Annotated in this window: 17 protein-coding genes and 1 pseudogene; 12 read left to right on the top strand and 6 right to left on the bottom strand. The window is 74.9% G+C overall.

Annotated elements, in window-relative coordinates; genetic code table 11:
- The first annotated feature begins 209 nt into the window (after positions 1–209).
- The 3 genes from CD790_RS22060 to CD790_RS22050 all read left to right on the top strand — a co-directional run bounded on the left by CD790_RS22060 (position 210) and on the right by CD790_RS22050 (position 3,796).
- A complete protein-coding gene (locus tag CD790_RS22060; RefSeq protein ID WP_144385026.1) occupies positions 210–1,127 on the top strand; it encodes a S1 family peptidase in 918 nt (305 codons plus the stop codon).
- A 272-nt stretch (positions 1,128–1,399) separates the two neighbouring features.
- A complete protein-coding gene (locus CD790_RS22055) occupies positions 1,400–2,434 on the top strand; it encodes a slipin family protein (RefSeq protein ID WP_144385099.1) in 1,035 nt (344 codons plus the stop codon).
- Positions 2,435–2,719: 285 nt separating this feature from the next.
- A complete protein-coding gene (locus CD790_RS22050) occupies positions 2,720–3,796 on the top strand; it encodes a S1 family peptidase (RefSeq protein ID WP_260867770.1) in 1,077 nt (358 codons plus the stop codon).
- 166 nt (positions 3,797–3,962) lie between these two features.
- On the opposite strand, the gene CD790_RS22045 is transcribed toward CD790_RS22050, so the two are convergent.
- The 3 genes from CD790_RS22045 to CD790_RS22035 form a co-directional block, all read right to left on the bottom strand.
- Positions 3,963–4,406 carry a subtilase-type protease inhibitor gene (locus tag CD790_RS22045; RefSeq protein WP_144385024.1) on the bottom strand — a complete coding sequence of 148 codons (444 nt, stop codon included), beginning with the start codon at positions 4,404–4,406 and terminating at the stop codon, positions 3,963–3,965.
- A 298-nt stretch (positions 4,407–4,704) separates the two neighbouring features.
- Positions 4,705–5,685, bottom strand: coding sequence for a virginiamycin B lyase (locus CD790_RS22040; protein WP_260867769.1), 981 nt, complete (start codon positions 5,683–5,685; stop codon positions 4,705–4,707).
- Positions 5,686–5,757: 72 nt separating this feature from the next.
- Complete coding sequence (locus CD790_RS22035) at positions 5,758–6,855, bottom strand: DUF3533 domain-containing protein (RefSeq protein WP_260867768.1); 1,098 nt, start codon at positions 6,853–6,855, stop codon at positions 5,758–5,760.
- 276 nt (positions 6,856–7,131) lie between these two features.
- Between CD790_RS22035 and CD790_RS22025 the strand changes: the two genes are divergently transcribed.
- Together CD790_RS22025 and CD790_RS22020 are read left to right on the top strand one after the other, a co-directional pair.
- Complete coding sequence (locus CD790_RS22025; RefSeq protein WP_144385021.1) at positions 7,132–10,704, top strand: DNA polymerase III subunit alpha; 3,573 nt, start codon at positions 7,132–7,134, stop codon at positions 10,702–10,704.
- A pseudogene (locus tag CD790_RS22020) lies at positions 10,701–11,981 on the top strand (hypothetical protein); the annotation flags it as partial. The gene CD790_RS22025 and the pseudogene CD790_RS22020, both read left to right, overlap by 4 nt.
- A 21-nt stretch (positions 11,982–12,002) precedes the next feature.
- Here the strand turns inward: CD790_RS22020 and CD790_RS34765 are convergent.
- Positions 12,003–12,839 (bottom strand): endo alpha-1,4 polygalactosaminidase, encoded by an 837-nt coding sequence (locus tag CD790_RS34765; RefSeq protein ID WP_260867782.1) that lies wholly within the window; start codon positions 12,837–12,839, stop codon positions 12,003–12,005.
- 500 nt (positions 12,840–13,339) lie between these two features.
- On the opposite strand from CD790_RS34765, the gene CD790_RS22015 reads away from it, so the two are divergent.
- Positions 13,340–14,335 (top strand): triacylglycerol lipase, encoded by a 996-nt coding sequence (locus tag CD790_RS22015; protein ID WP_222108286.1) that lies wholly within the window; start codon positions 13,340–13,342, stop codon positions 14,333–14,335.
- 248 nt (positions 14,336–14,583) lie between these two features.
- Here the strand turns inward: CD790_RS22015 and CD790_RS22010 are convergent, their stop codons facing one another.
- Positions 14,584–15,000, bottom strand: a complete 417-nt coding sequence (locus tag CD790_RS22010; RefSeq protein ID WP_144385019.1) for an organic hydroperoxide resistance protein — start codon at positions 14,998–15,000, stop codon at positions 14,584–14,586.
- Between the two features lie 91 nt (positions 15,001–15,091).
- Here CD790_RS22010 and CD790_RS22005 point away from each other — a divergent pair, with 91 nt between their 5' ends.
- Entirely contained in the window at positions 15,092–15,604 is a 513-nt protein-coding gene (locus tag CD790_RS22005; RefSeq protein ID WP_144385018.1) for a MarR family winged helix-turn-helix transcriptional regulator, read from the top strand.
- Positions 15,605–15,893: 289 nt separating this feature from the next.
- Here the strand turns inward: CD790_RS22005 and CD790_RS22000 are convergent, their stop codons facing one another.
- A complete protein-coding gene (locus CD790_RS22000) occupies positions 15,894–16,778 on the bottom strand; it encodes a lytic polysaccharide monooxygenase (protein ID WP_144385096.1) in 885 nt (294 codons plus the stop codon).
- 358 nt (positions 16,779–17,136) lie between these two features.
- Here CD790_RS22000 and CD790_RS21995 point away from each other — a divergent pair, with 358 nt between their 5' ends.
- The 5 genes from CD790_RS21995 to CD790_RS21975 all read left to right on the top strand — a co-directional run bounded on the left by CD790_RS21995 (position 17,137) and on the right by CD790_RS21975 (position 25,514).
- Positions 17,137–18,975 (top strand): carboxyl transferase domain-containing protein, encoded by a 1,839-nt coding sequence (locus tag CD790_RS21995; RefSeq protein WP_144385017.1) that lies wholly within the window; start codon positions 17,137–17,139, stop codon positions 18,973–18,975.
- Between the two features lie 303 nt (positions 18,976–19,278).
- Positions 19,279–20,514, top strand: a complete 1,236-nt coding sequence (locus CD790_RS21990) for an acetyl-CoA carboxylase biotin carboxylase subunit family protein (protein WP_144385016.1) — start codon at positions 19,279–19,281, stop codon at positions 20,512–20,514.
- The gene (locus tag CD790_RS21985; RefSeq protein ID WP_144385015.1) at positions 20,511–22,502 is read left to right on the top strand and encodes an IucA/IucC family protein; all 1,992 of its coding nucleotides are present in this window, start codon (positions 20,511–20,513) and stop codon (positions 22,500–22,502) included. The genes CD790_RS21990 and CD790_RS21985 overlap by 4 nt, the downstream gene beginning before the upstream one ends.
- A gap of 88 nt (positions 22,503–22,590) precedes the next feature.
- Positions 22,591–24,330, top strand: a complete 1,740-nt coding sequence (locus CD790_RS21980; RefSeq protein ID WP_144385014.1) for an IucA/IucC family siderophore biosynthesis protein — start codon at positions 22,591–22,593, stop codon at positions 24,328–24,330.
- Positions 24,330–25,514, top strand: a complete 1,185-nt coding sequence (locus CD790_RS21975) for a type III PLP-dependent enzyme (RefSeq protein ID WP_399218037.1) — start codon at positions 24,330–24,332, stop codon at positions 25,512–25,514. Before CD790_RS21980 ends, CD790_RS21975 begins: the two co-directional genes overlap by 1 nt.
- Positions 25,515–25,593: the final 79 nt, after the last annotated feature.

Below are 25,593 nucleotides of genomic sequence, written 5' to 3'. Positions count from 1 at the left end.
CGGCCCAGGGCCCCGAGCGCGGGGCGCGCTCGCCATGCGGTCGGCGAACGCCCGGCGGCTCACGCGGTCTTGCGGACGACTGTTGAGTGCGCGAATACTTCCGGCAGCGCTTGTCAGGGTCACGACGGAAAGGACTCGATCCACCCCCCTGGCTGCGCCTCACGGGCCCGCCCCACCCAAGCGGACCCCCGATTCCCTCGGAGGAAGAGTTGAGGATCAAGCGCAACACCCCCCGCAGCGCACGTACCCCCCGAACCCGACTGATCACCGCGTCCGCCGTGCTGGCGGCCGCGTCCGCGCTGGCCGTCCCGGCGGCCGCCAACGCCGACGCCGGCGGCGACGCCGCGCCGCGCGCCTTCACGGCCGCCGACGCCAAGGCGGCGAGCGCCGGCGTGCTGAAGGCCGACGTCGCGGGCACCGCCTGGTACACCGACCCCGCGACCCACACCCTGGTGGTCACCGCGGACTCCACCGTGACCTCCGCCGAGATAGCCGAGATCAGGAGAGCCGCGGGTGACAGCGCCGACGCGATACGCGTCAAGCGCACGCCCGGCACCATCCAACGGCTGATATCCGGCGGCGACGCCATCTACGCCAGCAGCTGGCGTTGCTCGCTGGGCTTCAACGTCCGCGACAGCCGCGGCGCCAACTACCTCGTGACCGCGGGACACTGCACCGACGGCGCCGGGACCTGGTACTCCAACTCCGGCCGCACCACGGTCATCGGCCCGACCGCCGGATCCAGCTTCCCGGTCAACGACTACGGGCTGGTCCGCTACAGCGGCTCCGTCCAGCCCCAGGGCACGGTCGGCGGCCAGGACATCACCCGCGCCGCCGACCCGACCGTCGGGCAGTCGGTGACCCGCCGCGGCAGCACCACCGGCACCCACGGCGGGCGCGTCACCGCGCTCAACGCGACGGTCAACTATGGCAACGGCGATGTCGTCTACGGCATGATCCAGACCACGGTCTGCGCCGAGCCCGGCGACAGCGGCGGCCCGCTGTACTCCGGCTCCACCGCGCTGGGCCTGACCTCCGGCGGCAGCGGCAACTGCTCCTCCGGCGGGACGACCTTCTTCCAGCCGGTGGTCGAGGCTTTGAACGCGTACGGCGTCAAGGTCTGGTGATCACGGCGCGCGTGTGACGGGCGCGCGCCCCGAGGTACGACCCGCGCCGGCGGCACGGCGGCCCCGCCCGACTCATCGGGCGGGGCCGCTCCGCGTCCCAGCGCCGCGGGGCCCGCCGGGCGCTCCGACGCCTGAGCCCCCGGCGTCGCGGCCTTCCGCAGCCCTTACCTCGGTCCCGTCCCCCACCTGCCCACCGCGCGAGCTCGGGACTATCGTGGACATCAGGCCCTTAAAGGGGCATCGCTCGCGATACGGACGGGCAGGTGGCCGTGATGATCGAGGAGCTGGTGGCCGCCGGGGTCGCGGCGGCGTCCTGCGGGGTCGTCTACGCCGTGGCGGCGGCGCGCGTGATCAAGCAGTACGAGCGCGGGGTGGTCTTCCGACTCGGGAGGCTGCGCTCGGCCGTCCGAGGCCCGGGATTCACCATGATCGTCCCCGTGGTCGACCGGCTCCACAAGATCAATATGCAGATCGTGACGATGCCGGTCCCCGCCCAGGAGGGCATCACTCGCGACAACGTCACGGTGCGGGTCGACGCGGTCGTCTACTTCAAGGTCGTCGACGCGGCCGACGCGCTGATCAGGGTCGAGGACTACCGCTTCGCGGTCTCCCAGATGGCCCAGACCTCGCTGCGCTCCATCATCGGCAAGAGCGAGCTCGACGATCTGCTGTCCAACCGGGAGAAGCTCAACCAGGGCCTGGAGCTGATGATCGACAGTCCGGCGATGGGCTGGGGCGTCAGCGTCGACCGCGTCGAGATCAAGGACGTCTCGCTGCCGGAGACGATGAAGCGCTCCATGGCCCGGCAGGCCGAGGCCGATCGCGAGCGGCGGGCCCGAGTCATCAACGCGGACGCGGAGTTGCAGGCGTCCAAGAAGCTCGCGGAGGCGGCCAAGCAGATGGCCGACACCCCCTCCGCGCTCCAACTGCGGCTGCTCCAGACGGTGATGGCGGTGGCCGCGGAGAAGAACTCCACGCTGGTGCTGCCCATCCCGGTGGAGCTGCTGCGCTTCCTGGAGAAGAACGCCGAGAGCGCCGGGCAGGCGGCGGACCAGGCCAAGCGGGCCGCGGAGCGGGCCGGCGAGTCGACCCCGGTCGGGCCGGCGGAGGACTCCGCGACGGCCCCCACCCCGGCCGTGGAGTCGCCGACCGAGCCGCCGGCGGTCGCGCCGGCGGCGGTCGGCTCTCCGGCCGTCGAGGCCATGGAGGCCGCCGACGCCGCGGGGGTGGACCGGCGCTCCGTCGACCCCGCCGCGGCCGAGCGGGATTCCGGAAGCGGAACGACGATTACCGGACAGTTGTCCTGAGGGTCGGCCGGCCACCCGGCGATCGACCTCACCCGCTCACCCTCGCCCCTTCCGTCGCTGACGTGCCCGAAACGGCGCGTTGACCTCCGCGGGCGCGCCCGGACCCGGATGAGCGCGTCGTGAACACGACCTTGTGTGCGCCGGACGGGCCTCGAAATACTCGGCGAGGCACTTGGCATGGACGCGCTCCGGGGGAAGAGCCGGGGGGTCGGTCCCTGCCGTATCCGCCCTCCGGGCCGACGGCACCCCACTGCCGGGCCCAACCCCCCACTGGAGGTTCGCGAGTTGAAGAAGCGACGCATAGCCGACCGGTGCGCCGTCACCGCCGGAGTGGGGGTGGCCGTCCTCGCGGTCACCGCCGGGCTCGCCCTGTCCAGCGCCAGCGCGGCGCCGCTGGCGCGGCCCGCGTCCGTCTCGGGTGCCGACGCCGGAGAGCTCGCCGCCGACCTCCGGGTCGCCCTCGAGGGCGACGCGGCGGGTTCCTACTACGACGCCACGACCGGGCGGCTCGTGGTCAACGTCGTCGACGGCTCGGATGCCGCCCGGGTGCGGGAGGTCGGGGCGGTGGCCAGGACGGTCACGTACACGCTGGCGCAACTCGACGCCACACGCTCGGAGTTACGCCGGAAGGTCGACACCCCGGGCACCTCCTGGGCGGTGAACCCGAAGGCCAACAAGGTCGTCGTCACCGCCGACCGCACGGTCGGGGACGCCGGGCTGGCCCGGCTCACCCGGGCGGCGCGCGGCTACGGCGACAAGGTCGAGGTGCGCCGCTCGGCGGGGAGGTTCGACCGCTTCCTGCGCGATGGCGACCCCATTCACACCGAGGACGGGCGCTGCTCGCTGGGCTTCAACGTGGTCGACGGGGACGGCACCCCGTACTTCCTGACCGCCGGGCACTGCACGGACGGCGGCGGCGCCTGGTCGGACAAGGGCGGTCGGGTGATCGGGGACACGGCGGGCAGCAGTTTCCCCGGCGACGACTACGGGATCGTGCGTTACCGGCCGGGCGTCGAGCACCCGAGCGAGGTGAACCTCCACGACGGCTCGGCGCGGTCCATCACCCGCGCGGCCGACGCCTACGTCGGGGAGCGGGTCTGGCGGAGCGGCAGCACCACCGGGCTGCACGAGGGCGAGGTCGTCGACCTGGATGTGACGGTCCAGTATCCGCAGGGCATCGTCGAGGGGCTGATCCAGACCACGGTCTGCGCCGAGCCCGGCGACAGCGGCGGCTCGCTCTTCGACGGAGACGCCGCGCTGGGGCTGACCTCCGGCGGCAGCGGCGACTGCTCCTCCGGCGGCGAGACCTTCTTCCAGCCGGTGAAGGAGCCGCTGGCGGCCTACGGCGTCACCATCGGCTGACCGGCGCGGGCCGACCCCCTGGCGGCGCCGGGGGCGTGGTCCCGAGACGGGGAGGCCCCGGCCGGCGGGGAGCCTCCGAAAAACGGGAAGGCCCCCGGACACCCCTCTTGTGTCCGGGGGCCTTCTCATGCCTGAGGAGGCTGGGCCCGTGCCGTGCGACGTCGGGTCAGAACTCGAAGACCAGCGACTTCTGCAGGGAGTTCCGCATCACGCAGGCGTTCGGGAAGGTGTGCTCGTAGCTGACCCGGCTGCCGTCCCAGACGCCCTGGGCGGTCACGACGACGGGTCGGTACTCCTTGGTGCAGAACGCGCCCTGCGGCTCCGCCAGCGTCAGCTGGTCGAACTGGCCGTCGATGGCGGCGAGCTCGGCGCACGCCTCGCGCGGGGCCGGGTGGGTCCCGCTGAACGAGGGCCGGCAGTTGAGCGTCACCGCGCGCTGCACGGCGGTGGAGGCGGCGTCCTCTCCCTGTCCGACGGTGAGCACCAGCGCCGACGGCGCGTACAGGCTCTGCGGTTGTGCGGGTGACGCGCTCGCGACCCCGCTGGTCACCACCAGGCAACTCGTCGTCACCGCGGCGGCCAGGCCGATCGCTCCAGCGATCTTCCGCATTACGAACACTCCCTTGTTTCGTGGTTGACCAGATACCGGACGGGAGTCTTGCCCAAGTGGGCGCAAAGCGCACTTTGATCGATCAGTTTCCGGTCACTAAATGTGGTCGCACGGTGGCTCGTCGTGTCAACGATAGAGCTGGACGCGCCCCCGGCGCACGCCCCCGACCTGCGTCGGTGCGTCGGAGGGGGTGGCCGGGGGCGGCGGAACAGGCTCGACCGGAAAGCAGTGCCTCTTCGAGGGGTCAGGCGGTGATTTCGCCGGCGATTCGGCGCTGTTTCAACAATATTTCCTGCCGTCAGGCGCTCGGTCGCGGCGCGAGGCGCGCGACCGTCCCCACCTCCAGGGCGACCCAGAGGGCGCCGTCCGGGCCCACCGTGATGCCGTGCGGCTCGGCCGACGGGGTGGGCAGGTCGTATACCCGGACCGTTCCCTCGGGGGTCACGTGCCCGACGCGGCCGCTGCCCCACTCCGTGAACCAGCAGCCGCCGTCGGGGCCGGCGACGATGGCGTGCGGCCGGGCCGTGCGGTCCGGGAGCGGGAACTCGGTGATCTCGCCGTCGGTGGTGATCCGGCCGACCTGCCCGGCGCCGATCTCCACGAACCACAGCGCGCCGTCGGTCCCGGCCGCGATGCCCACGGGCGCCGCGCCGTCGGTGGGCAGCGGATGGAGCGCGACGGTCCCGTCCAGGTCGATGCGGCCGATGGCGTTCGCCTGGTTGAGGGCGAACCAGAGGGCGCCGTCGGGGCCCGCGGCGATCGCCGAGGGGAAGCCGCCGTCACCCGGCAGCGGGAACTCGGTGATCTCGCCGTCGGTGGTGATCCGGCCGATCCGGCCGGCGTTCGCCTCGGTGAACCACAGCGCACCGTCCGGGCCCGTCACGATGCCGAAGGGCCCGCACTGCGGCGTGGGCGGGTCGAACGAGGTGATCTCGCCGTCGGTGGTGATCCGGCCGATGCGGTGGTCCCGGTAGCGGGTGAACCACAGCGCCCCGTCCGGACCGGGGGTGATGACCGTCGGCCCGGACTCGGTCGACCCCAGCTCATGGGCGGTGAACCCGCCGTCCGGGGTCAGTCGGGCGATCCGGCCCGCCCGCACCAGCGTCAGCCAGAGGGCGCCGTCGGGGCCGGTGGTCAGGGCGTACGGGCCGGCTTCGGGGCCGCCGGCCGGGATCTCCCGGATCTCGGGGTGGTCGTGCTCCCTGGTCTCGGGGCGGTCGTGCCCCGTGGTCTCGGGGTGGTCGTGGTGCGTGGGGGAAGCGGTGTCATGTGTCGTCATCGGCGCCACCCTGACCGTTGACACGCGGACGCGCAAGTGCTTTTCCGGGTGGGCGCCTGACGTCCCGTCGGATCAGCGAAGCACCAGGTCGGGGCCGGGGTTTCGACGGCCGCGCACCGCGGCGGAGACCAGGGTGAGCACCACCCCGGCGGCCGCCCAGGTGTAGAGCACCAGCAGCGGTCTGGTCGTCGCGTGCCCGTGGAAGTACGCGATCGACCGGGTGGTCCAGGTGCCCGCGCCCGGCGGCAGGGCCGGCCCGATGGCCCGCCAGAGGTCGGGCAGGAGCGGATACGGATACGCGCCGCCCGAGCCGGGGTTGCCGATCACGACCACCACCAGCATCGCGAGGCCGATGCCGATGACGCCCGCGAGCCCCTGGAAGGCCAGGGTCGTCGCGCCGACCGCGAAGACCAGCAGCGCGCCCACCCCCCACAGCGGGAGCAGCGCGCCCGGCAGCGCGTGCAGCCACGGCCCCGCGATCGCCGCGCCGGCCAGGCCCGCCACGGCCGCGTACAGCGCCATCGTGCCGAGCCGGGCGAGCGCGCGGCGCGGGTTGGCCGGCCGGACGCCATGGCTGACGGCGAGCATCGCCGCGCACAGACAGCCGCCCACGCACCAGCCGAGGACCAGGTAGAACGAGGTCAGCCCGCGCGCGTCCCGCTTGCCCGCGGGGACCAGGTCCACGACCCGCACGCTCCTCTTCTGCGTCGCCTCCGCCCTGCCGACCGCCTGCGAGACGGCGTCGGAGAGCGAGGCGCCGGCGGCGCCGGCGACGAACAGCCGGTCGGTGTTCGAGCGCGGATCGACCACCAGCGCGGCGTCGACGATCCGCCGCTCGACCTGACGCACCGCCTTGGCCTCGGTGGAGGTCGCGCGGGCCGCGAACGGCCGGCCCGGCAGTCCGTTGAGCCGCTCCACCATCTGACCGCGGAGCTGCTGGGGCGCGACGGTGGCCAGCGCGACCCGGTGCGGCCGGGGTTGGTGGAAGGCGCCCAGGTAGGAGGCGATGAACGCGAGCTGGAGCAGCAGGGCCCCGAGCACCAGCAGCGCGGCGCGGCCCGTCACCCCGTTTCCGTTCCCGTCGGTGAAGGACACATGGGGGCTGGAGCTCGTCCCGGTGCTCGTCCCGGTGCTCGACGAGATGCCTATCGAGGTGCCTATCGGGGCCATGCGCGTGCTCCTCGCCACGCCGTGTGGGGCGCATCTGGGGGCGTATGGGGGTGCGGGTGGTCCGTGCCCTCCATGGTGGGCGGGCGGTGGCGGCCGCGCAGGCGGCGTGGTCCGTTCAGGCGACCCGGGTAGGGGCGGGGGAGGAGGCGGACGAGGTGGAGGAGGTGGTTCCGCGCTCGTACGAATGTTCGAGGATTGGTTTATGGTGGGAACAGGAAGGCCGAGCAGGGCAGGTCAGGGGGTGGACACGGTACGAGGCGGCAGTGGGAGGTGCGGATGCCGGGCTTCACGCATCTGCGCACCGCCTCCGGGTTCTCGATGCGGTACGGAGCCGCGCACCCGGAGCGGCTGGCGTGGTGCGCCGCCGAGCGGGGCATGGACGCGCTCGCGCTGACCGACCGCGACAGCCTCGCCGGGGCGGTCCGCTTCGCCAAGGCGGCCGCCGCCGCCGGAGTGCGGCCGCTGTTCGGCGTCGACCTGGCGGTGCGCGAGGACCCGCCCGGGGACCCGGCCGCTCTGGGCGGCTCCCCGACGGGGGCGCGGCGCCGCACACCGGCGCGCGGCGGGGCGTTCCTCGACGAGTCCGCTCCGCGCGCGGTCTTCCTCGCGAGGGACGGCGCGGCCGGCTGGGCCGCGCTGTGCGGCCTGGTCTCGGCGGCGCACGCCGGCCCGACGGAGGGCCCGCGGAGCCCCGCCCCCGTCCCGCTGCTGCACTGGGCGGACCTGGCGGGCGCGGCCGCCGCGGCGCGCGCCCCGCTGACCGTGCTGCTCGGCCCCGACTCGGACGTCGGCCGGGCGCTCGCCGCCGGCCGCCCCGACCTGGCCGTCCGCCCGCTGGCACGGTGGCGCGAGCTGTTCGGCGCCGACGCGCTGCGGCTGGAGGCGGTCTGGCACGGCCGCACCGGCACCGGCCCCGGCTCGCTGCGGCTCGCCGCCCGCACCGTCGGCTTCGCCGCCGACCAGGGACTGCGGGCCGTGCTCAGCAACGCCGTCCGCTACGCCGACCCCGGGCAGGGCCCGGTCGCCAATGTGCTGGACGCCGCCCGCCGACTGGTGCCCATCGACCCGCGCCGCCCCGAGGCGCTGGACGGCGGAGAGCGCTGGCTCAAGGACACGCGGGAGATGGCGCGGATCGCCGAACGGATCGCGGAGGCCGCCGGGGACCGCCGGGCCGCCGCACGGCGACTGCTGGAGGAGACCGCGCGCACCGCCGCCGAGTGCCGCGTCGACCCCACCGCCGACCTGGGCATCGGCGGCATCCACTTCCCCGAACCACACCTGGTCGGCGCCGGCCGGCGGGGCGCCGCGCGGGTGCTGCGCTCGCGCTGCGCCGCCGCCATGGTGCGGCGCGGCTACGACCGCGACGCGCGGCGGTTGCGGCGACTGGAGGACGAGCTGCGCACCATCGAGCGGCTCGGCTACGCCAGCTACTTCCTCACCGTCGCCCAGGTCGTCGACGACACCCGCGCGCTGGGCATCCGGGTCGCCGCCCGCGGCTCGGGGGCCGGCTCGTTCGTCAACCACCTGCTGGGGATCGCCCACGCGGACCCGGTCGAGCACGGGCTGCTGATGGAGCGCTTCCTGTCGGTGCGCCGGGCCGCCCTCCCCGACATCGACATCGACGTCGAGTCCGCGCGCCGCCTGGACGTCTACCGCGCGATCTTCGACCGCTTCGGGGCGGAGCGGGTGGCGACCGTCGCCATGCCCGAGACCTACCGGGTGCGCCACGCGGTACGGGACGTGGGCGCCGCCCTGGGCATGGACCCGGCCGAGGTGGACCGGCTCGCCAAGTCCTTCCCGCACATCCGCGCCCGGGACGCGCGGGCGGCGCTGGTCGAGCTGCCCGAGCTGCGAGAGGTGGCGGCGGAGTCGCGCCGCAAGGGCTACGACCGGCTGTGGAGCCTGGTGGAGGCGCTGGACGGGCTGCCGCGCGGGATCGCCATGCACCCGTGCGGCGTGCTGCTCTCGGACGCCGGGCTGCTGGCCCGCACCCCCGTCGTGCCCACCAGCGGCGAGGGCTTCCCCATGGCGCAGTTCGACAAGGACGACGTGGAGGACCTCGGCCTGCTCAAGCTGGACGTGCTCGGGGTGCGGATGCAGTCCGCGATGGCGCACGCCGCGCGGGAGATCGAGCGGGTCACCGGCCGGCCCCTGGACCTGGACGACCCGGCGCAGGTGCCGCCCGGCGACCACGCCACCTACGAGCTGATCCGCTCCGCCGAGACGCTCGGCTGCTTCCAGATCGAGTCGCCGGGCCAGCGCGACCTGGTCGGGCGGCTGCAACCCACCACCTTCCACGACCTGGTCGTGGACATCTCGCTGTTCCGGCCCGGCCCGGTCGCGGCCGACATGGTGCGCCCCTTCATCGAGGCGCGGCACGGCCGCCGCCCGCCGCGCTACCCGCACCCGGACCTGGCGTACACGCTGCGCGAGACCTACGGCGTCGTCGTCTTCCACGAGCAGATCATCAACATCCTCGCCACCATGACCGGCTGCGAGCGCGACCTGGCGGACGAGGCGCGGCGCGCGCTGTCCAGCCCCGAGCGGCAGGGTCGGGTGCGGGCCTGGTTCTGGGAGCGTGGGACGCGGCGCGGCTACGACCGGGAGGTGCTGACGCGCACCTGGGAGATCGTCGAGGCGTTCGGCAGCTACGGCTTCTGCAAGGCGCACGCCGTCGCGTTCGCCGTGCCGACGTACCAGTCCGCCTGGCTCAAGGCCCACCACCCGGCGGCCTTCTACTCCGGGCTGCTCACCCACGACCCGGGGATGTACCCCAAGCGGCTGCTGCTGGCGGACGCGCGGCGGCGCGGGGTGCCGATCCTGCCGTTGGACGTGAACCGCTCCGACACCGCCTATCGGATCGAACTGGTGTCCGGTTCGGCTGCCGGGGGCGGCCCCGGTGGTCCGGAGCGCCTCGGCATCCGGATGGCGCTGAGCGAGGTGCACGGCATCAGCGAGGCGGAGGCCGGCCGGATCGTCGCCGGACAGCCGTACACCTCGCTCCAGGACCTGTGGCGGCGCGCCCACCCCGGACGGCCGGTCGCCGAACGACTCGCGAACGTGGGCGCGCTGGACGCCTTCGGCGCCAACCGCCGCGAGCTGCTGCTGCGCATCGCCGAGCTGCACCGACAGCAGACGTCCGGGCGGCGCGGCGCCACGGGCGCGGGCCAGCTCCCACTCGCCGAGACCACGCCGCCGGCCCCCGCCGGCCTGCCCGACCTGGACGAGCGGGAGCGGCTCGGCGCCGAGCTCGGCGTGCTCGGCATGGACGTCTCCCGTCACCTCATGGGCGACCACCAGGGGTTCCTGGAGGAGCTGGGGGTGACCTCGGCGCGGCGGCTGCGCGGGGCGCGGCACGGGGAGACGGTGCTGGTCGCCGGGGCCAAGGCGGCCACCCAGACGCCCCCGGTCCGCTCCGGCCGCCGGGTCATCTTCACCACCCTCGACGACGGCACCGGCCTGGTCGACCTCGCCTTCTTCGACGACAGCCACGCCGCCTGCGCGCACACCGTCTTCCACTCCTGGCTGCTGCTCGTGCGCGGCGTGGTCCAGCGCCGCGGCCCGCGCAGCCTCAGCGTGGTCGGCTCCGCCGCGTGGAACCTCGCCGAGCTCATCGAGGTGCGGCGCACCGGCGGGCTGGAGCAGGTGGCCGCGCTGCTGGCGCGGCGGCCCCCGGCCGCCGAGCAGGGCGCGGCGGACGAGGCGGCCGCGGCCGCCGGCACGGACCGCCGCATCCACCTGTCCACCGGCTACGAGCTGCACCCCTGGGCCGACCTCCGGCCCGCCGGCGACACCTCGGCCACCGGCCGCAAGCTGTGGCACTCCAGCCCGGGGAGCGCGGGCCGATGACGCACGAGCGATGGTCCGCCGACCGGCGTGGCACGGACTCCGAGCGTGGCGCCGGCTTCGGCCGTGGCGCGGACTCCGGGTGGGAGCGGGCCCGTGGGCGCGGCGGCGATGTCGAGCGTGGCCGTGAGGGCGGCCGTGGTTCCGGGGCGGCCGCGGTCACTCCGCTCGACGCGGGCCGTGGCCGGGAGCGGAGCGCCGCCGGCGCGGGTGCGCGGGCGCGCGGTGGCGAGCGCCGTACGGCCGGTGGGGCGGGGGACCGGCTGCCGGCGCGTTCGGGGCGAGGCGGCAGCGGGCGGACGGGGGAGCCCGGGGTGCTCTTCGTGCGCTTCCACCCGACCGGGGACGAGGCGGCGCTGGGGGCCGACACCTACCAGGCGCTGCTGGGGCTGCTGGCCGGGGTGACACCGATCGTGGAGGCGCTGCCGCCCGACGCGGCGCTCGTCGACGTCAGCGGGGCGCTGCGCTACTTCGGGCGGGACGCGATCGGGCTGGCCGGGATCGTACGGGTGCGGGCGCTGGCCCGGTACGGCGTGGACTGCACCATCGGGGTGGCCGCCAACCCGCTGCTCGCCCGGATGGCCGCCGCCGACGGCCCGCGCGGGGCGATCCGCGCCGTGCCCGCCGACCCGGACGCGGTCGCCGCCTTCCTCGCGCCCAAGCCCGCCGCCGCGCTGCACGGCGTCGGCCCGGCCACCGCCCGCGCGCTCGGCGCGTACGGCCTGGACAGTGTGGAGCGGATCGCGGCCACCCCGCTGCCCACCCTGCAGCGCATCCTGGGCGCGGCCGCCGGCCGCCGGGTCTACGAGGGCGCGCACGGCGTCGACCCGGCGCAGGTCACCCCGAACGCCCCGGCTCGCGCGATGGCCCTGGAACACCGCTTCGAGCTGGACGAACTGGACCCGGTGCGCCGGCGCCGGGCGCTGCTCGCCCTGACCCACCGGCTGGGCGCCGCCATGCGCCGGGAGCGGCAGGCGGCCACCGCGCTCACCCTGACCGTCCGCTACGCCGACCGCTCCACGACCACCCGCGGTCACACCCTGCCCGAGCCCACCGCCCACACCCCGGCCCTGACCGCCGCCGCCTACCGGTTGCACGAGGCCCTCGGGCTGCAACGCGCCCGCGTCCGCTCGCTCGCGCTCCGCGCGGATCTCACCGACGCCCGGCGCGCCGTCCAGCAGCTGACCTTCGACCCGCTGGACGCCCGCCGCCGACGTGTCGAGGCCGCCATGGACCGCGCTGAGGCCCGCTACGGGACGGGCGCGGTCGGGCCCGCCGCCACCTACCGCCGCCGGAGCGCGTTAGCAGCGGCGGAAGGCGTAGCCCTCCTCGCCCGCCGGCCGCACGTCCAGGTCCCGGCTCACGATGGACAGCCGCCCTCCCCAGGCGGCGCACGCCTTCCGGAAGTCCGCGTCGCTGTACTCGATGACGAAGACGCGGTCGCGGTACGCCTCCGCGTACTCCGCGCACTCGTCGTAGCGGCCGCACTCCTCCACGACGGCGAAGTCGAAGCCGATCGAGGCGCGTTCGGGCAGCAGCTCGGTGGTGTTCTTCTGACCGATCGCCAGCCCGGCCCGGTGCGCCCGGGCGGCCAGCAGCCGGGCGAAGGCGATGTTGTCGTCCTTGTCGAGCCGGCCGTCGGAGCGCTCGTAGGAGTCGAGGTTGTCGGGCTCCAGGGCCTGGTACCCGCTGCGCGCGCAGCCGTCGATCCACCGGCCGACGATCGCGGCCAGCTCGGTCCGCTTGGCCGCGGTCGAGATGTCGAGGAGCGGCTCGTCCCAGTCCTCGTCGACGATCAACTCCCCGTCGGCGTCGCGTAGCAGCAGCTCGGGGTGGTTCTTCCGCCACCAGCCGACCGCGTCGGGCTGGGCCTGGAAGGTGTTGACGTAGCAGACGTTGTAGGCGCCCTTCGCGGGCGGGGCCGTGCGGTCGCGGGCCACGGCGCGCACCCCGGCGGGCAGCGGGTAGGGGCCGCCGATCTGGTAGTCGAACGCCATGTCGGCGGTGGGCGCCTCGACCGCGCGGTCCGGGGCGGGCGGCGCCGTGCTGGAGCTCGGCGGACGGGTGCGGTCGGAGTCCTCCGACCGGCCGCCGTCGGAGCAGCCGGCGGCCGTCAGGGCGAGCGCCAGCACCCCGATCGCGACGGCCGCCGCGCCGGCCGTTCGACGGTGCCGGCGCCCCGCCGGGGCCTCATCCGCCGATCCGCGTTCGCCGTGCGGCGTCCCCGTCCCCGCCCGGATCCCCGTCCGCTCCCGGGTCGCCGTCAGTTCCCGGGTTCCCGTCCGCTCCCGGGTCCGCGCCCGTCCCCGCGCCCGCATCCGCATACCCCCCGCATTCACCGCATCCGTTCCGATAAGGATCAAGATTCCATACCCGCGCCGGAGACGCGCCGCCCGCACCCCGGCGACGCCCCTCGCGGTGTCGTACAGGCCGTTCCGCCAGGGCAACGCGGGTTCGGCACCCTGATGGCGATTTTCGCCCCATGGTTCCTGGATGTCCCGTGAGGATTCTGCACGGCTTTCTTCACCATCCGATGGCTGGATGCGGATGCTACTGACTCGTAAGTTAATCAACGCGCAACAGCCTTGTGATCCGGATCGCAGCTGCGCAGCTTTCAACCCCCCAACGAGGAGTTCCCATGAAGCTGCCCTGGAGACGGAACAAGCGATTCCGCGCCATAGTACCGGCGTTGACGTTGGCGCTCGTCGGGGCCGTGGCGCCGGTCGCGAGCGCCGCGCCCGCGGCCGGCCCGCGGGCGGAGAGCCGCGGCGCACAGAGCGTCGGTCAGGACCCGCGGGACGGCGCCAGCCTGAGCGAGGCCGAGGCGGCGCAGGCCCGGTCGGCGGTCGTGGCCCAGGCGAACGCCCAGTCCGGCCCCGACAGCGGCTGGAACGACTACTCCTGCAAGCCCTCGGCGAAACACCCTCGCCCGGTCGTCCTCGTCCACGGCACCCTCGGCAACTCCGTGGACAACTGGCTCGGGCTCGCCCCCTACCTCGTCGCCCGCGGCTATTGCGTGTTCTCGCTCGACTACGGCCAGCTGCCCGGAGTGCCGCTGTTCTACGGACTCGGCCCCGTCGCCGACTCGGCCAAGCAGCTGTCCAGGTTCGTGGACAAGGTGATCGCCGCCACCGGGAGCTCCAAGGTCGACCTCGTCGGCCACTCCCAGGGCGGGATGATGCCCCGTCACTACCTGAAGTTCCTGGGCGGCGCGGCCAAGGTGAACCACCTGGTCGGGATCGCTCCGACCAACCACGGCACGTCCCTGTCCGGGCTGACCAAGCTGCTGGACTACTTCCCCGGCGCACGTGACCTCATCGACACCAACGCCCCGGGGCTGACCGACCAGGCCGTCGGGTCGGACTTCCTCAAGCGCCTCAACGAGGGCGGCGACACCGTCCCCGGCGTGGGTTACACCGTCATCGCGACCAAGTACGACCTGGTCGCCACCCCCTACACCACCGGGTTCCTGAACGGTCCGAACGTCAGGAACGTCGTGCTTCAGGACCTGTGCGCGGTCGACCTGTCCGGGCACGTGCTGGCCGCGATGGCCGACCGGCTCGTCTTCCACGAGACCGCCAACGCGCTCGACCCGGCCAACGCCAAGCCGACCAACTGCCTCTCGTTGGCCTAGAGCCGACCCCGAGCCTGCCCGAGAGGTCGTATACGACGCGTACGCGACCCTCGGCTGATTCCGTGCGTCGGACGGCCCCCGGTCGGGGCTCGAGGGCGCTCGGAAAGGACGACGGGCCGCCACCCTCCATCGGTGGGGTGGCGGCCCGTCGCGCGTTCCCGTGCCCGTCGCGTGTTCCCCGGCGCGTCGTGGCTTCAGGCGGCGCGTCGTGGGCTCCAGGGGCGCGGGCGCGTCCGCGGTGGCGCGCGCTACTCGACGACGAGCTCGACCTCGATGTTGCCGCGGGTCGCCTTGGAGTACGGGCAGACCTGGTGGGCCTGCTCGATCAGGGCGTGGCCGGTCTCGCCCTGGAGCGCCTCGGGGAGCTCGACGCGCAGCGTGACCTTGAGGCCGAAGCCGCCGTCCGCCTCGTCCTTGCCGATGCCGACCTCGGCGGTGACCGAGACCTCCGAGGTGTCGACCTTCGCCTGGCGGCCGACCAGGCCGAGCGCGCTGGCGAAGCAGGCGGCGTAGCCGGCGGCGAAGAGCTGCTCCGGGTTGGTGCCCTGGCCGTTCCCGCCCAGCGCCGAAGGCATCGCCAGCGGCAGGTCCAGCCGGCCGTCGGAGCTCACGGCCCGACCGTCGCGCCCGTTGGCCGTGGCGACCGCGGTGTACAGAGCGTCCATGGGGACCATCCCTCTTTCCTCGCTGTGGGGTGCTTGGACAGGAGTGAAGCACACAATTAAATTGTGCACAACCAAAGGGTAGGCTGGGGGCATGCCTGACCGCCCCGACACCGCCCCGCAGGCCACGGTCGTCGATCTCCCCGACGATGAGGACCTGCTCCGTCTCGACCTCCAGATCTGCTTCGCGCTGCACGCGGCCTCCCGCGCCTTCGGCGGGGTGTACCGCCAGGTCCTGCGGGACACCGGGCTCACCTACCCGCAGTACCTGGCGATGATGGTGTTGTGGGAGCACGGCGAGATGCCGGTGAAGCGGCTGGGTGACTTCCTGCGACTCGACTCCGGCACCCTGTCGCCGCTGCTCAAGCGGCTGGAGACGGCCGGTCTGGTGCAGCGGGAGCGCAGTGTCCACGACGAGCGCTCGGTCACCGTGCGGCCGACGGCCGATGGCGCGGCGCTGAAGCGGACCGCCCAGGCCGTGCCGCGCAAGGTCATAGGGGCCACCGGCCTGGACGCCGCCGAGATGACCGAGCTGAGGTCACGGCTGCGCCACCTCACGATGGCGCTCGACGCGGCCCTGGACGACCTGGACGAGACGGAGGGCTGAGCCGGCCTGCCGCGAGCGGCCCGGTGCTCGCCATGGGCGCGTTCTCCCCGTGGGCGCGTGGGCCTGGCGGCTTCTCCCTGGGCGCGCGGGCATGGCGGCCCCGGGCACGCGGGCCTGGCGGCCTCTCCCTGGGCGCGCGGGCATGGCGATCGGCCCTCATCCGTGCGCGATGAGGGCCGATCGCCTGTCGGGCGCCGCTCGGGCCGCGGCCGGACGGTGACCTGCCTACGGCCTGCCTACGGCCGGACTACGGCCTGACCGCGGGGCCGCCCGCAAGGCTGCCCGCGGCTCAGGCGCGGCGGTGCTTGGCCCTCCTGCGCCGCTGCTCGTTCGCGAAGAGCAGCGCGGTCGCCGCGGCCCCCGCCACCGCGGCGGCGCCGCCCATGGACATCCTGGAGTCGTCGCTGCTGCCGTGCGCGTCGCCCATGCCCATGCCGTCGTGGCGCACCGTGGACTTCTCGGCGCCCGCGGCGATCTGCCGCTCGGTCGGCGCCTTCGCGAGCGGACCCGCCTTCGCGGCCTTGGCGGCCTTGGCGGAGTTGCCGAAGACGACGTCCGAGCAGAGGTAGAACGCCTCGGGGCTGTCGGTGCGCTGCCAGATGCCGTAGATCAGATGCCGCCCGGTCCTGGCCGGCACGTTCCCTGAGAAGTGGTAGTAGCCGTCGGGCGCGTTCAGCGTGGTGGGGGTGGTCGCGAACGGCGTCGACTCCAGGTCCGACCACTTCAGCGGCTTGGTCGGGTCATAGCCCGGCTTGGTCATGTACAGCTCCATGGTGCCGCGGTGCTTGGCCGTGACCCGGTAGCGGAAGTCGTGCTTCCCGGCCGTCAGTCGGCTGGACGGCCAGTCGGTGCGCGGCATGTCCAGGCCCTTGTACTTGTCGCGGCCCGCGCTGCACAGCTTGCCGTCCGGTATCGCCTGGCGGTGCTGGCCGTTGACGGCCGGGAGGTTGACCTCGTTCCAGTCGTACAGCGGCTGGGTGCCGCTCATGGCGACCAGCGCCTTGCAGGCCGGGGAGTCCGGGCTCTCGGGGTTCTCCGCGAAACAGGCCGAGACCCGGCTCACCGGGTCGTGCATGGAGCCGTGCGCCCCGGCCGGAACGGCGGGCAGCGCGACGAGTGCGGCCGGCACGATGCCGAGCACGGCGATGCGCGCGGCTTTGCGGCGAGCGTGCATGAAGAAGTCTCCCTCGATGGTGGGGGTGAGAGTGAAGCTGAGGCCGGTGAGGCAGATGGCTACGGCTGTGGTGTGGGGGGTGTGGGGGGTGTTGTCGTTGCTGTGGTCTGGGGGGTTCGTGGTGTCGCGCGGCGTGGGAACGGGCGCGCCGACGCCGCCGCCGTAACGCGGCATCGCGGCCCTGACCCACCCGCCGTCGCACTCAACACGCTAGCTCTGACCGGCGGTTGAGTCACTGGTCCAGACCAGATCTGTCGGATTCTTATGGCGGGGTTATGGATTGCTTGAGGCGGCCCTCAGGCTGCCGCGTGACACCGGCCGGTGGTGGCGGATTCGCGTGGCGTGGCAGGGTGGGCACATGACCGGAACCCGTCCGCGCACGCCCGTCCTCCAGCTGATCGAGACCGTTGTCGACCGCGACAGCTGGCAATCCTGGGACGTGCCGGTCCAGGTCACCCCCGCCGACCCGGACTACCGAGCCGACCTGGAGCGGGCGCGCGAGCGCACCGGCCTCGACGAGTCGGTGATCACCGGCGAAGGACGGCTGCGGGGACGCCGGGTGGCGGTCGTGGCCTGCGAGTTCGCCTTTCTGGCCGGGTCCATCGGGGTGGCCGCGGGGGAGCGGCTGGTGCGGGCCGTGGAGCGGGCCACCCGAGAGCGGCTGCCGCTGCTGGCCGCGCCCGCCTCGGGAGGCACCCGGATGCAGGAGGGCACCATCGCCTTCCTCCAGATGGTGAAGGTCGCCGCGGCGATCACCGAGCACAAGGCGGCCGGCCTGCCCTACCTCGTCTATCTGCGCCACCCCACCACCGGCGGAGTCCTCGCCTCCTGGGGCTCCCTCGGCCATGTCACCGCGGCCGAGCCGGGCGCCCTGATCGGCTTCCTGGGCCCGCGGGTCCACGAGGCCCTGTACGGCGAGGAGTTCCCGCCCGGCGTCCAACTCGCGGAGAACCTGCTGGCCAACGGCCTGGTCGACGCGGTGCTGCCCGCCGACCAACTCGCCGACGCGACCGCGCGGGCGCTGCGGGTGCTCTGCTCGGACGGCACGGACGCGGTCGGCGACGACGACGGTGTGGTCGGTGACGACGGCGACGACGGTGACAACGGCGCGGTCGGTGACGACGGCGTGGACGGGGGAGTGGGCGCGGTCGGTGGGGGAGAGGCGGGCGTCGTTTCCGGCCCCGGCGCCACGGGGCCCGACGCGCCGTCCACCGCGGAGTCCATCCGGCGCTCCCGGCGCCCCGAACGCCCCGGTGTGGTGGAGCTGTTGCGGGTCGCGGCCCGGGACGTCACCCCGCTGAGCGGCACCGGCGCCGGCGAGCACGACCCGGGGCTGCTGCTCGCGCTGGCGCGCGTGGGCGGCGCCCCGTGCATGGTCCTCGGGCACGACCGCGGCGACCACCCCGACGAGGGCGTAGGGCAGGCCCTCGGCCCGGCGGGGCTGCGCACCGCCCGGCGCGGCATGCGGATCGCCGCCGAGCTCGGCCTGCCGCTGCTCACCGTGGTCGACACCGCGGGCGCGGCGCTCAGCAAGGAGGCCGAAGAGGGCGGCCTCGCGGGGGAGATCGCCCGTTGCCTGGCCGACATGGTGACGCTGCCGGCGCCGACGCTGTGCCTGCTGCTCGGCCAGGGCGCCGGCGGCGCCGCGCTCGCCCTGCTGCCCGCGGACCGCGTGGTGGCGGCCCGGCACGCCTGGCTGTCCCCGCTGCCCCCGGAGGGGGCCTCCGCGATCCTCTACCGCACCACGGACCGGGCCTACGAGGTCGCCGACCGCCAAGGGGTCCGCTCCGCCGATCTGCTCGCCCACGGCATCGTGGACCGCATCGTGGAGGAGACGGCGGAGGACATGGCGGCCGAGGCCGCGGCGGGCGCGTCGCCGGACGTCACGGCGGAAGCGGCGGAAGCGGTGAAGGCGGGGCAAACGGCGGAATCGGTGGAATCGGCGGAAGCGGCGGAAGTGACGGAAGCGGCGGGGGAGGCGGTGGCGGAACCCGCCGCGCGGGACGCGGCGTTCGCCGCGGCGGCGCGGCCTGGCCGGGCGACCGGGGTCACCGACGCGGCGGATCGCCCGCGCGCCTTCCTCACTCGTCTGGGTGAGGTCCTCGGCGCCGAACTCGCCGCCCTGCGCGCTCAGGACCGCACCGAGCGGCTCGCCGCCCGCCGCGCCCGGCACCGCGGCCTGGGGCTGCCGGGCTGACCCGCCGACGCGCCCCCGGCGCCGGCGCTCTCGGCGCCTCGACCCGCGGGGAAAGACGAAGGTCCCGCCCGGCGAGGCGAATTGAAACTTAGGCATGCCTAACCTAATGTCTCACCGTGCAAGAAACCGATCTTGACGCGAGACGGTCCGCTGACGCCGCCCCCACCCCCGGCGGCACCACCGGGGTGTAGCCCCGTGCCGCCATCCGTACCGCGATCTGGCGCCGGGCCGCGCACCGCCCACCACGGCGACCGCCCCACGTCCAGACACTCCGGAACCGAACCCCTGAAAGGCACGCTCCCCGTGCGGCTTCACCTGCTGGCGCTCAACCCCACCGACTCCGTCACCCAGGGCTTCCTCCCCGCCGCGGCCCGGCTCGGGTTGGCCGTGACGTTGCTCACCGACCAGCCGGCCGCCCACGAGCTGGCCTACCGGCGCCATGCCGCGGCCGGCGGCGAGCTGCCCCCACTGACCGTCGCCCACTGCGACGTACGCGACGCCCGCGCGGTCATCAGCCACCTCTCCGCGGCCTCCGCGCGGGAGGGCAGACGGCCGGACGCCGTCTTCACCAACAGCGACCACCTCCAGGTCCAGGCGGCGCTCGCCGCGGAGTTCTTCGGGCTGCCGGGCAAGGACTGGCGGGCGGCGCTGCGCGCCAAGGACAAGGCGGAGCTGCGCCGGACCCTCGCGGAGACGGGCGCGGACACCGTCTGGTCCGCGGAGCTCCTCCCCGGCGCGGACCCGGAGGAGCTGGCCGCGGCCGAGGTGCCGTACCCCTGTGTCGTCAAGCCGCGCGAGGGGGTGGCCAGCGAGGACGTGGTGCTGGTCGCGGACCGCGCGGAGCTCATTGGGCGCTGCCGCGCGATCCAGGACCGACGCCCCGGACAGGCCCTGGTCGTCGAGGAGTTCCTGGACGGGCCGCTGCGGACCCTGGAGACCCTCGGCGACGGCACCACCCTGCACGCCCTCGCCGCCTTCCGTACCGAACTCTCCCCGCCTCCTTACTTCCTGGAGGAGCGGCTCGAACTGCTCCCCGAGCCGCCGCGGCCCCACACCGACCAGGTGCTCGCCCAACTGCGGGCGCTCGGCGTCGGCTTCGGCGCCTGCCACACCGAGTACGTCGTCCAGAACGACCGGGCCCGGTTGATAGAGGTCAACTACCGGGCCATCGGCGACCAGTGCGACCTGATGCTGGCCGAGCTGCTCGACATACCGCTGTTCGCCCACATCCTCCGCACCCACCTCGGCGAGCCGCTCCCCGCCGACCTCGGGGCGCGCACCGACGGCAGGGCGCGCATGGAGTACGTCATGGCCGACCGCGCCGGCCGGCTCGTCTCCGCGCCCCCCGCGAGCGCGCGGGTCGTCGACGGCGTACGGCTGGACTACCGCCCGCTGCGGGAGATCGGCGAGGAACACCCGCGTTACCACACCAACCGCGACTTCCTCGGCGTGCTGCGCGCCACCGGCACCGACCAGGGGCGCATCGACGAGGCGGTGGCCGGCTTCCTCGCCGCCCACCGCTGGGAGATCGCGTCATGAGGGCCGAGGCCGACCCGACGGCCGACACCGGCCCCGAGACGCCGCCCGCGCCCCCTCAGCCTGCGCCCACGCCCGCCGCGTCTCCTCAGCCCGCGCCCACGCCCGCCGCGTCTCCTCAGCCCGCACCCACGCCCGCCGCGTCTCCTCAGCCCACGACCACGCCCGCCGCGCCCCGGCGGCTCGACGGCGCACCCCAGGCCCCCGGCGCGGCCACCCCCGCCGACCCCGCCGAAGCCGGCCTCCTCCAGCGCGTCCTCAGCACCCTGCTCCGCGAGGACGCCTACGGGCTGCGCGCCCGCGCCCGCGCGCTGCGCCGCCCGGACGGCGACTGGCTGCGCACCCCGCTGCGCGGAGCCGGACACGTGCTGCTGCCGGTCGGGCCCGACGGCTTCCAGGGCGATCTCGCCGTCCGTCGCCCGCTGTTGGAGTACGAGCCGCCGCCCGGCGGCATGGCGCCCACCACCCACTCCACGCTCGACGGGGCGCTGGCCCGACTCAAGCAGGCCGTCGCACCCGAGGACCACGGCCGCTACGACACCTTCGTCGCCGAGTGCCGCCGGGAGCTGGAGTGGGCGCGGGTGCTGGGCCGGGCACGCCCCGGGGTGCTGGCCCGGCTGGCCGGCCAGTACGGCGAGCGGCCGGCCGAGCAGTGGGCGGGGCCGTCCGGCGCCGTCGCCTACGACACCCTCGCCGCCTTCCGCGGCCACCCGGTCCACCCCACCGGCCGCGCCCGCTCCGGCCTGTCGACGGAACAGATCCGCACCCACGCCGCCGAGTTCCACCCCGCCTTCGCGCTGCGCTGGCTCGCCCTGCCGCGCGAGGCCGTCACCGGGGACCCCGCCCTGCTGCCCGCGTGGTGGCCGTCGCCAGGGGCGCTGGGGCTGCCGCCCTTCCTGGACCACAGCCACCTCGCCCTCCCGGTCCACCCGCTGACCGCCGGCCGGGCGCTGGCCGCCGCGCGCCGCGCCTGTGGACCGTACGACGCCCACCTGGCCGAGCGCCCCTGGCTGGACGTACGGCCGACGCTGTCGATGCGGACGGTCGCCGTCGCCGCCGATCCCACGGTGCACCTCAAACTGCCGCTGGCCACCGCCACCCTGGGCGCCCGCAACCGGCGCTCCATCAAGCCGGGCACGCTCACCGACGGGGCGGTGGCGCAGCGGCTGCTGGAGGCGGTGCTCGCCCGCGAACCCCGGCTGGCCGCGACCGTGCTGCTCGCCGACGAGACCACCCACCTCCACGCCGACCAGGAGTTCCTGGCCGCGCTCATACGGCGACAGCCGACCGGGCTCGGCCACTGCCAGGTGGTGCCCATAGCCGCGCTGCTGGCCCGCACCCCGAGCGGGGCGCTGGTCGCCGACGCGCTCGCCGACCGCTTCTACGGCGGAGACCTCACCGCGTTCCTCGACGCCTACCTGACCGTCCTGTTCGACGTCCACACCACGCTCTTCGGCTACGGCATCGCGCTGGAGTCGCACCAGCAGAACACCTCCCTGGTGGTGGACGCCCCGGACGGGCGCCCCCGACTGCGGCTGCTGATCAAGGACCACGACGGGCCGCGGGTCTTCGCCGTACGCCTGGCCGGAGTGCTCGGCGGAGCGGTCGCCGCCGACCTGTGCGGGTTCGACGACCGCAGGATCCTCACCCGCGGCGACGGGCCGGTCGCCGACGTCTTCACCACCATCACCGTGCACCTGTGCGCCGCCGCGCTCGCCTTCGAACTCGCCGCGCTGGGCCGACTGCCGCTCGACCCGCTGCTGAGACTGCTGCGCACCCGGCTCGCCGAGGCCGTCCGCCGGCTGGACGGCACCGCGCCCGGCGCGCCCGGGGCCGTGCTGCGCGCCCGGGTGCTGGACGCCCGCCGGCTGCCGGTCAAGGCGATGGTCACCGCGGGCACCCTCTACACCAAGGAGCGCTCCCGCGCCGCCGACATCAACAAGCACTACACCAGCGGGCCGAACTACCTGCTGCGTGGACGCCCCCGGTGACCCTCGCCCGCCGGCCGGCGCGCAGCCCGGCCCGCCGCCACCCGCCACCCCGCTCCCCCCGCCGTACCGCACCCGTCGGAGCCGCCGCATGCCCCCGTCCCGAACCGTCGTGGCCCACCCCGACCACGTCGTCGCCCACACCCTCCTCAACTGCCTGCTCCGCGAGGTCTCGACACCCGAGCGCCACACCACCGTCCTCGACGGCCGGCTGCTGCTGCGGCTGCCGCACAGCGACACGGTGCTGCGGGTCGCGCTGCGCCGCACCTCGCTGATCGGCGCGCACCGGTTCAGCGGGCCGGTCACCGAGCGCCGCGACGCCGGCTGGGCCGAGCTCGGCTGGCGGGAACTGGCCGAACGGATCGACGGGGAGCTGCGGCTGCGCACCGGCGCCGCCAACGACGAGTTCCTGGAACAGGTCGCCGCCAGCCACGCCGGGGTCAGCGCCGCGCTGGACCTGGCGGACCGCCCGGCGCCCGACGACGCGCCCGACGACCCGTATCTGGAGTCGGAGCAGTCGCTGGTCTTCGGACACCGCTTCCACCCCACCCCCAAGGCGCGCACCGGCAGCGCCGGGCAGTGGCGGCGCTTCGCCCCCGAGGCCCGGGCCCGCTTCCCGCTGCACCACCTGGCGGTGCGGCGGGAGCTGGTGCGGGAGGAGACGGCGCGGGCCGGCGCGCTGGCCGCCCTCGATCGGCAGCGGACCGTCCCCGACGGCTACCGACTGCTGCCCGCGCACCCCTGGCAGTACGCCATGCTGCGCGACCACCCCGCGCTGCGCGCCGCGCTGGCCCGCCGCGACGTGCTCGACCTCGGCCCCGGCGGCGGCGACTTCGCGCCGACCGCCTCCGTCCGCACCCTCTACGACGGTCGCGACTTCCTCAAGTTCAGCCTCAACGTGCGGATCACCAACTGCCTGCGCAAGAACGCCGACTACGAGCTGTCCGGCGCGGTGGCGCTGACCCGGCTGCTGGAGCCGGTCGCCCACGACCTCGCCGCCCGCTTCGACGGCTGCGAGCTGCTGCGCGAACCCGGCTACCGCACGCTCGACCTGGGGGAGCGCTCCCTCACCGAGGGGCTCGGCGTCATCGTGCGGGAGGGCCTGGCCGCCCGACTGCGCCCCGGCCTCACCGGGCTGCTGGCGGCCGCGGTCGCCGACGAGTACCCGACCGGGCGCGCCCAGGTGTCCCGGCTGCTCGACGGCGCCGGCCCCGAGGAGACGCTCGCCTGGTGGGAGGCGTACCTCGCGCTGCTGGTGCCGCCCGTGCTGGCCGCCTACCTCGACCACGGCGTGGTCCTCGAACCGCACCTGCAGAACGTGGTGGTCGGCGTCGACGGTACCGGGCTGCCGCGCCAGGTGCTCTTCCGCGACCTGGAGGGCACCAAGCTGCTGCCCGACCGGCACGCGGACGCGCTCGCCGCGCTCCCCACCGCCGTGGCCCGCCCGCTCACCTACGACCGCGAACGCGGCTGGGACCGGGTCGTCTACTGCCTGATCGTCAACCACCTCGCCGAGCTGCTGGCCGCGCTCGCCGACCGGCACCCGCGGCTGGAGCCCGCCCTGTGGTCCGCGCTGCGCCGGGTGCTGGCCGCCCGCGCCGCCGCCCACGGCCGCCCGCCCGCCCTGGCCGCGCTGCTGGCCGGGGCGCCGCTGCCGGCCAAGGCCAATCTCCTCACCCGCTGGGGCCGCAAGGCCGACCGCGACGCCGGATACGTCCGCATCGCCAACCCCCTGGCGGCCGACCTGCTCTCCGAAGCCGCCCGTTCCGCGGCCCCGCGGCCCGCGCCGGCGCTGCTCACCGCCCGATCCCACCCCTGGAGCGCCCAGTGATCACCGAACCGGTCGCCGCCCTGGCCGACACCCTCGCCGACGACTCCCTGCCGGCCTATGTCTACGACCTGACCCGGCTGGCCGAGCACGCCCGGGCGGTACGGGAGGCGCTGCCGCCCTCCGTCGAGCTGTACTACGCGGCCAAGGCCAACCCCGCCCCGCAGATCCTGCGCGCCCTCGCCCCGTACGTCTCCGGCTACGAGGTCTCCTCCGGCGGCGAGCTGTCCCATGTCCACGGCGCCGTGCCGGAGCTCCCGCTGGCCTTCGGCGGCCCCGGCAAGACCGAGGCGGAGCTGCGCCGGGCGCTCGACCTCGGGGCGCACCGCTTCCACGTGGAGAGCGCCTCCGAACTGCGGTTGCTGGCGGAGCTGGCGGCCGAACGCGGACGCGTCGCGGAGGTGCTGCTGCGCGTCAACCTGCCCGCGCGGGAGGGCGAGCTGGGCGGCGCCGCCCTCGCCATGGGCGGCAGGCCCAGCCCGTTCGGACTGGACCCCGACGGGATCGTCGACTGCCTGCCGCTGCTCACCGGGGCCGCCCCGGCGCTGCGGCTGCGCGGCGTCCACGCCCATCTGGCGAGCGGACTGGACGCCGCCGCCCAACTCGCCGTGGCCGCCCGGATCACCGGCTGGGCGCGGGAGCTGTCCGAGCGGCACGGCTTGGCGCTGACGGAGGTCAACGTCGGCGGCGGCATGGCCGTCGACTACGGCCGGCCCCTGGACCGCTTCGACTGGGCGGCCTACGGCGCCGGTCTGGCCGAACTGTCCGCCGCGCACCCGGAGCTGACCCTGCGGATCGAGCCGGGCCGCGCGCTGACCGCCTACTGCGGCTGGTATGTCACCGACGTGCTGGACGTCAAGCACAGCGGCGGCGAGGCGTTCGCGGTGCTGCGCGGCGGCACCCACCACATGCGGACCCCCGCCGCCAAGCAGCACGACCACCCCTTCACCGTGCTCCCGCGGGAGGCGTGGTCCCGGCCCTGGCCGCGCCCCGAGGCGCACGACGAGCCGGTGACCCTCGCCGGCCAGCTGTGCACTCCCAAGGACGTGCTGGCCGGCCGCATCCCGCTGCCCCGGCTGCGCGCCGGCGACCGGGTGGCCTTCGCCCTGGCCGGCGCGTACGCCTGGAACATCTCGCACCACGACTTCCTGATGCACCCGGCGCCGGGCTTCTACTTCCTGGGCTAGCCCCCCTCGGGCCGGTCCGCCCGACTCGCCCCCCTCGGGCCGGTCCTCCCCGCGTCGGTCCCCACCGCCCGGCCGCTCC

This window comes from Streptomyces sp. SAJ15 (genome assembly GCF_007595705.1).
GTDB lineage: Bacteria > Actinomycetota > Actinomycetes > Streptomycetales > Streptomycetaceae > Streptomyces.
The sequence above is the reverse complement of the archived record's forward strand: the minus strand, read 5'-3'. Positions and strand labels throughout refer to the sequence as shown.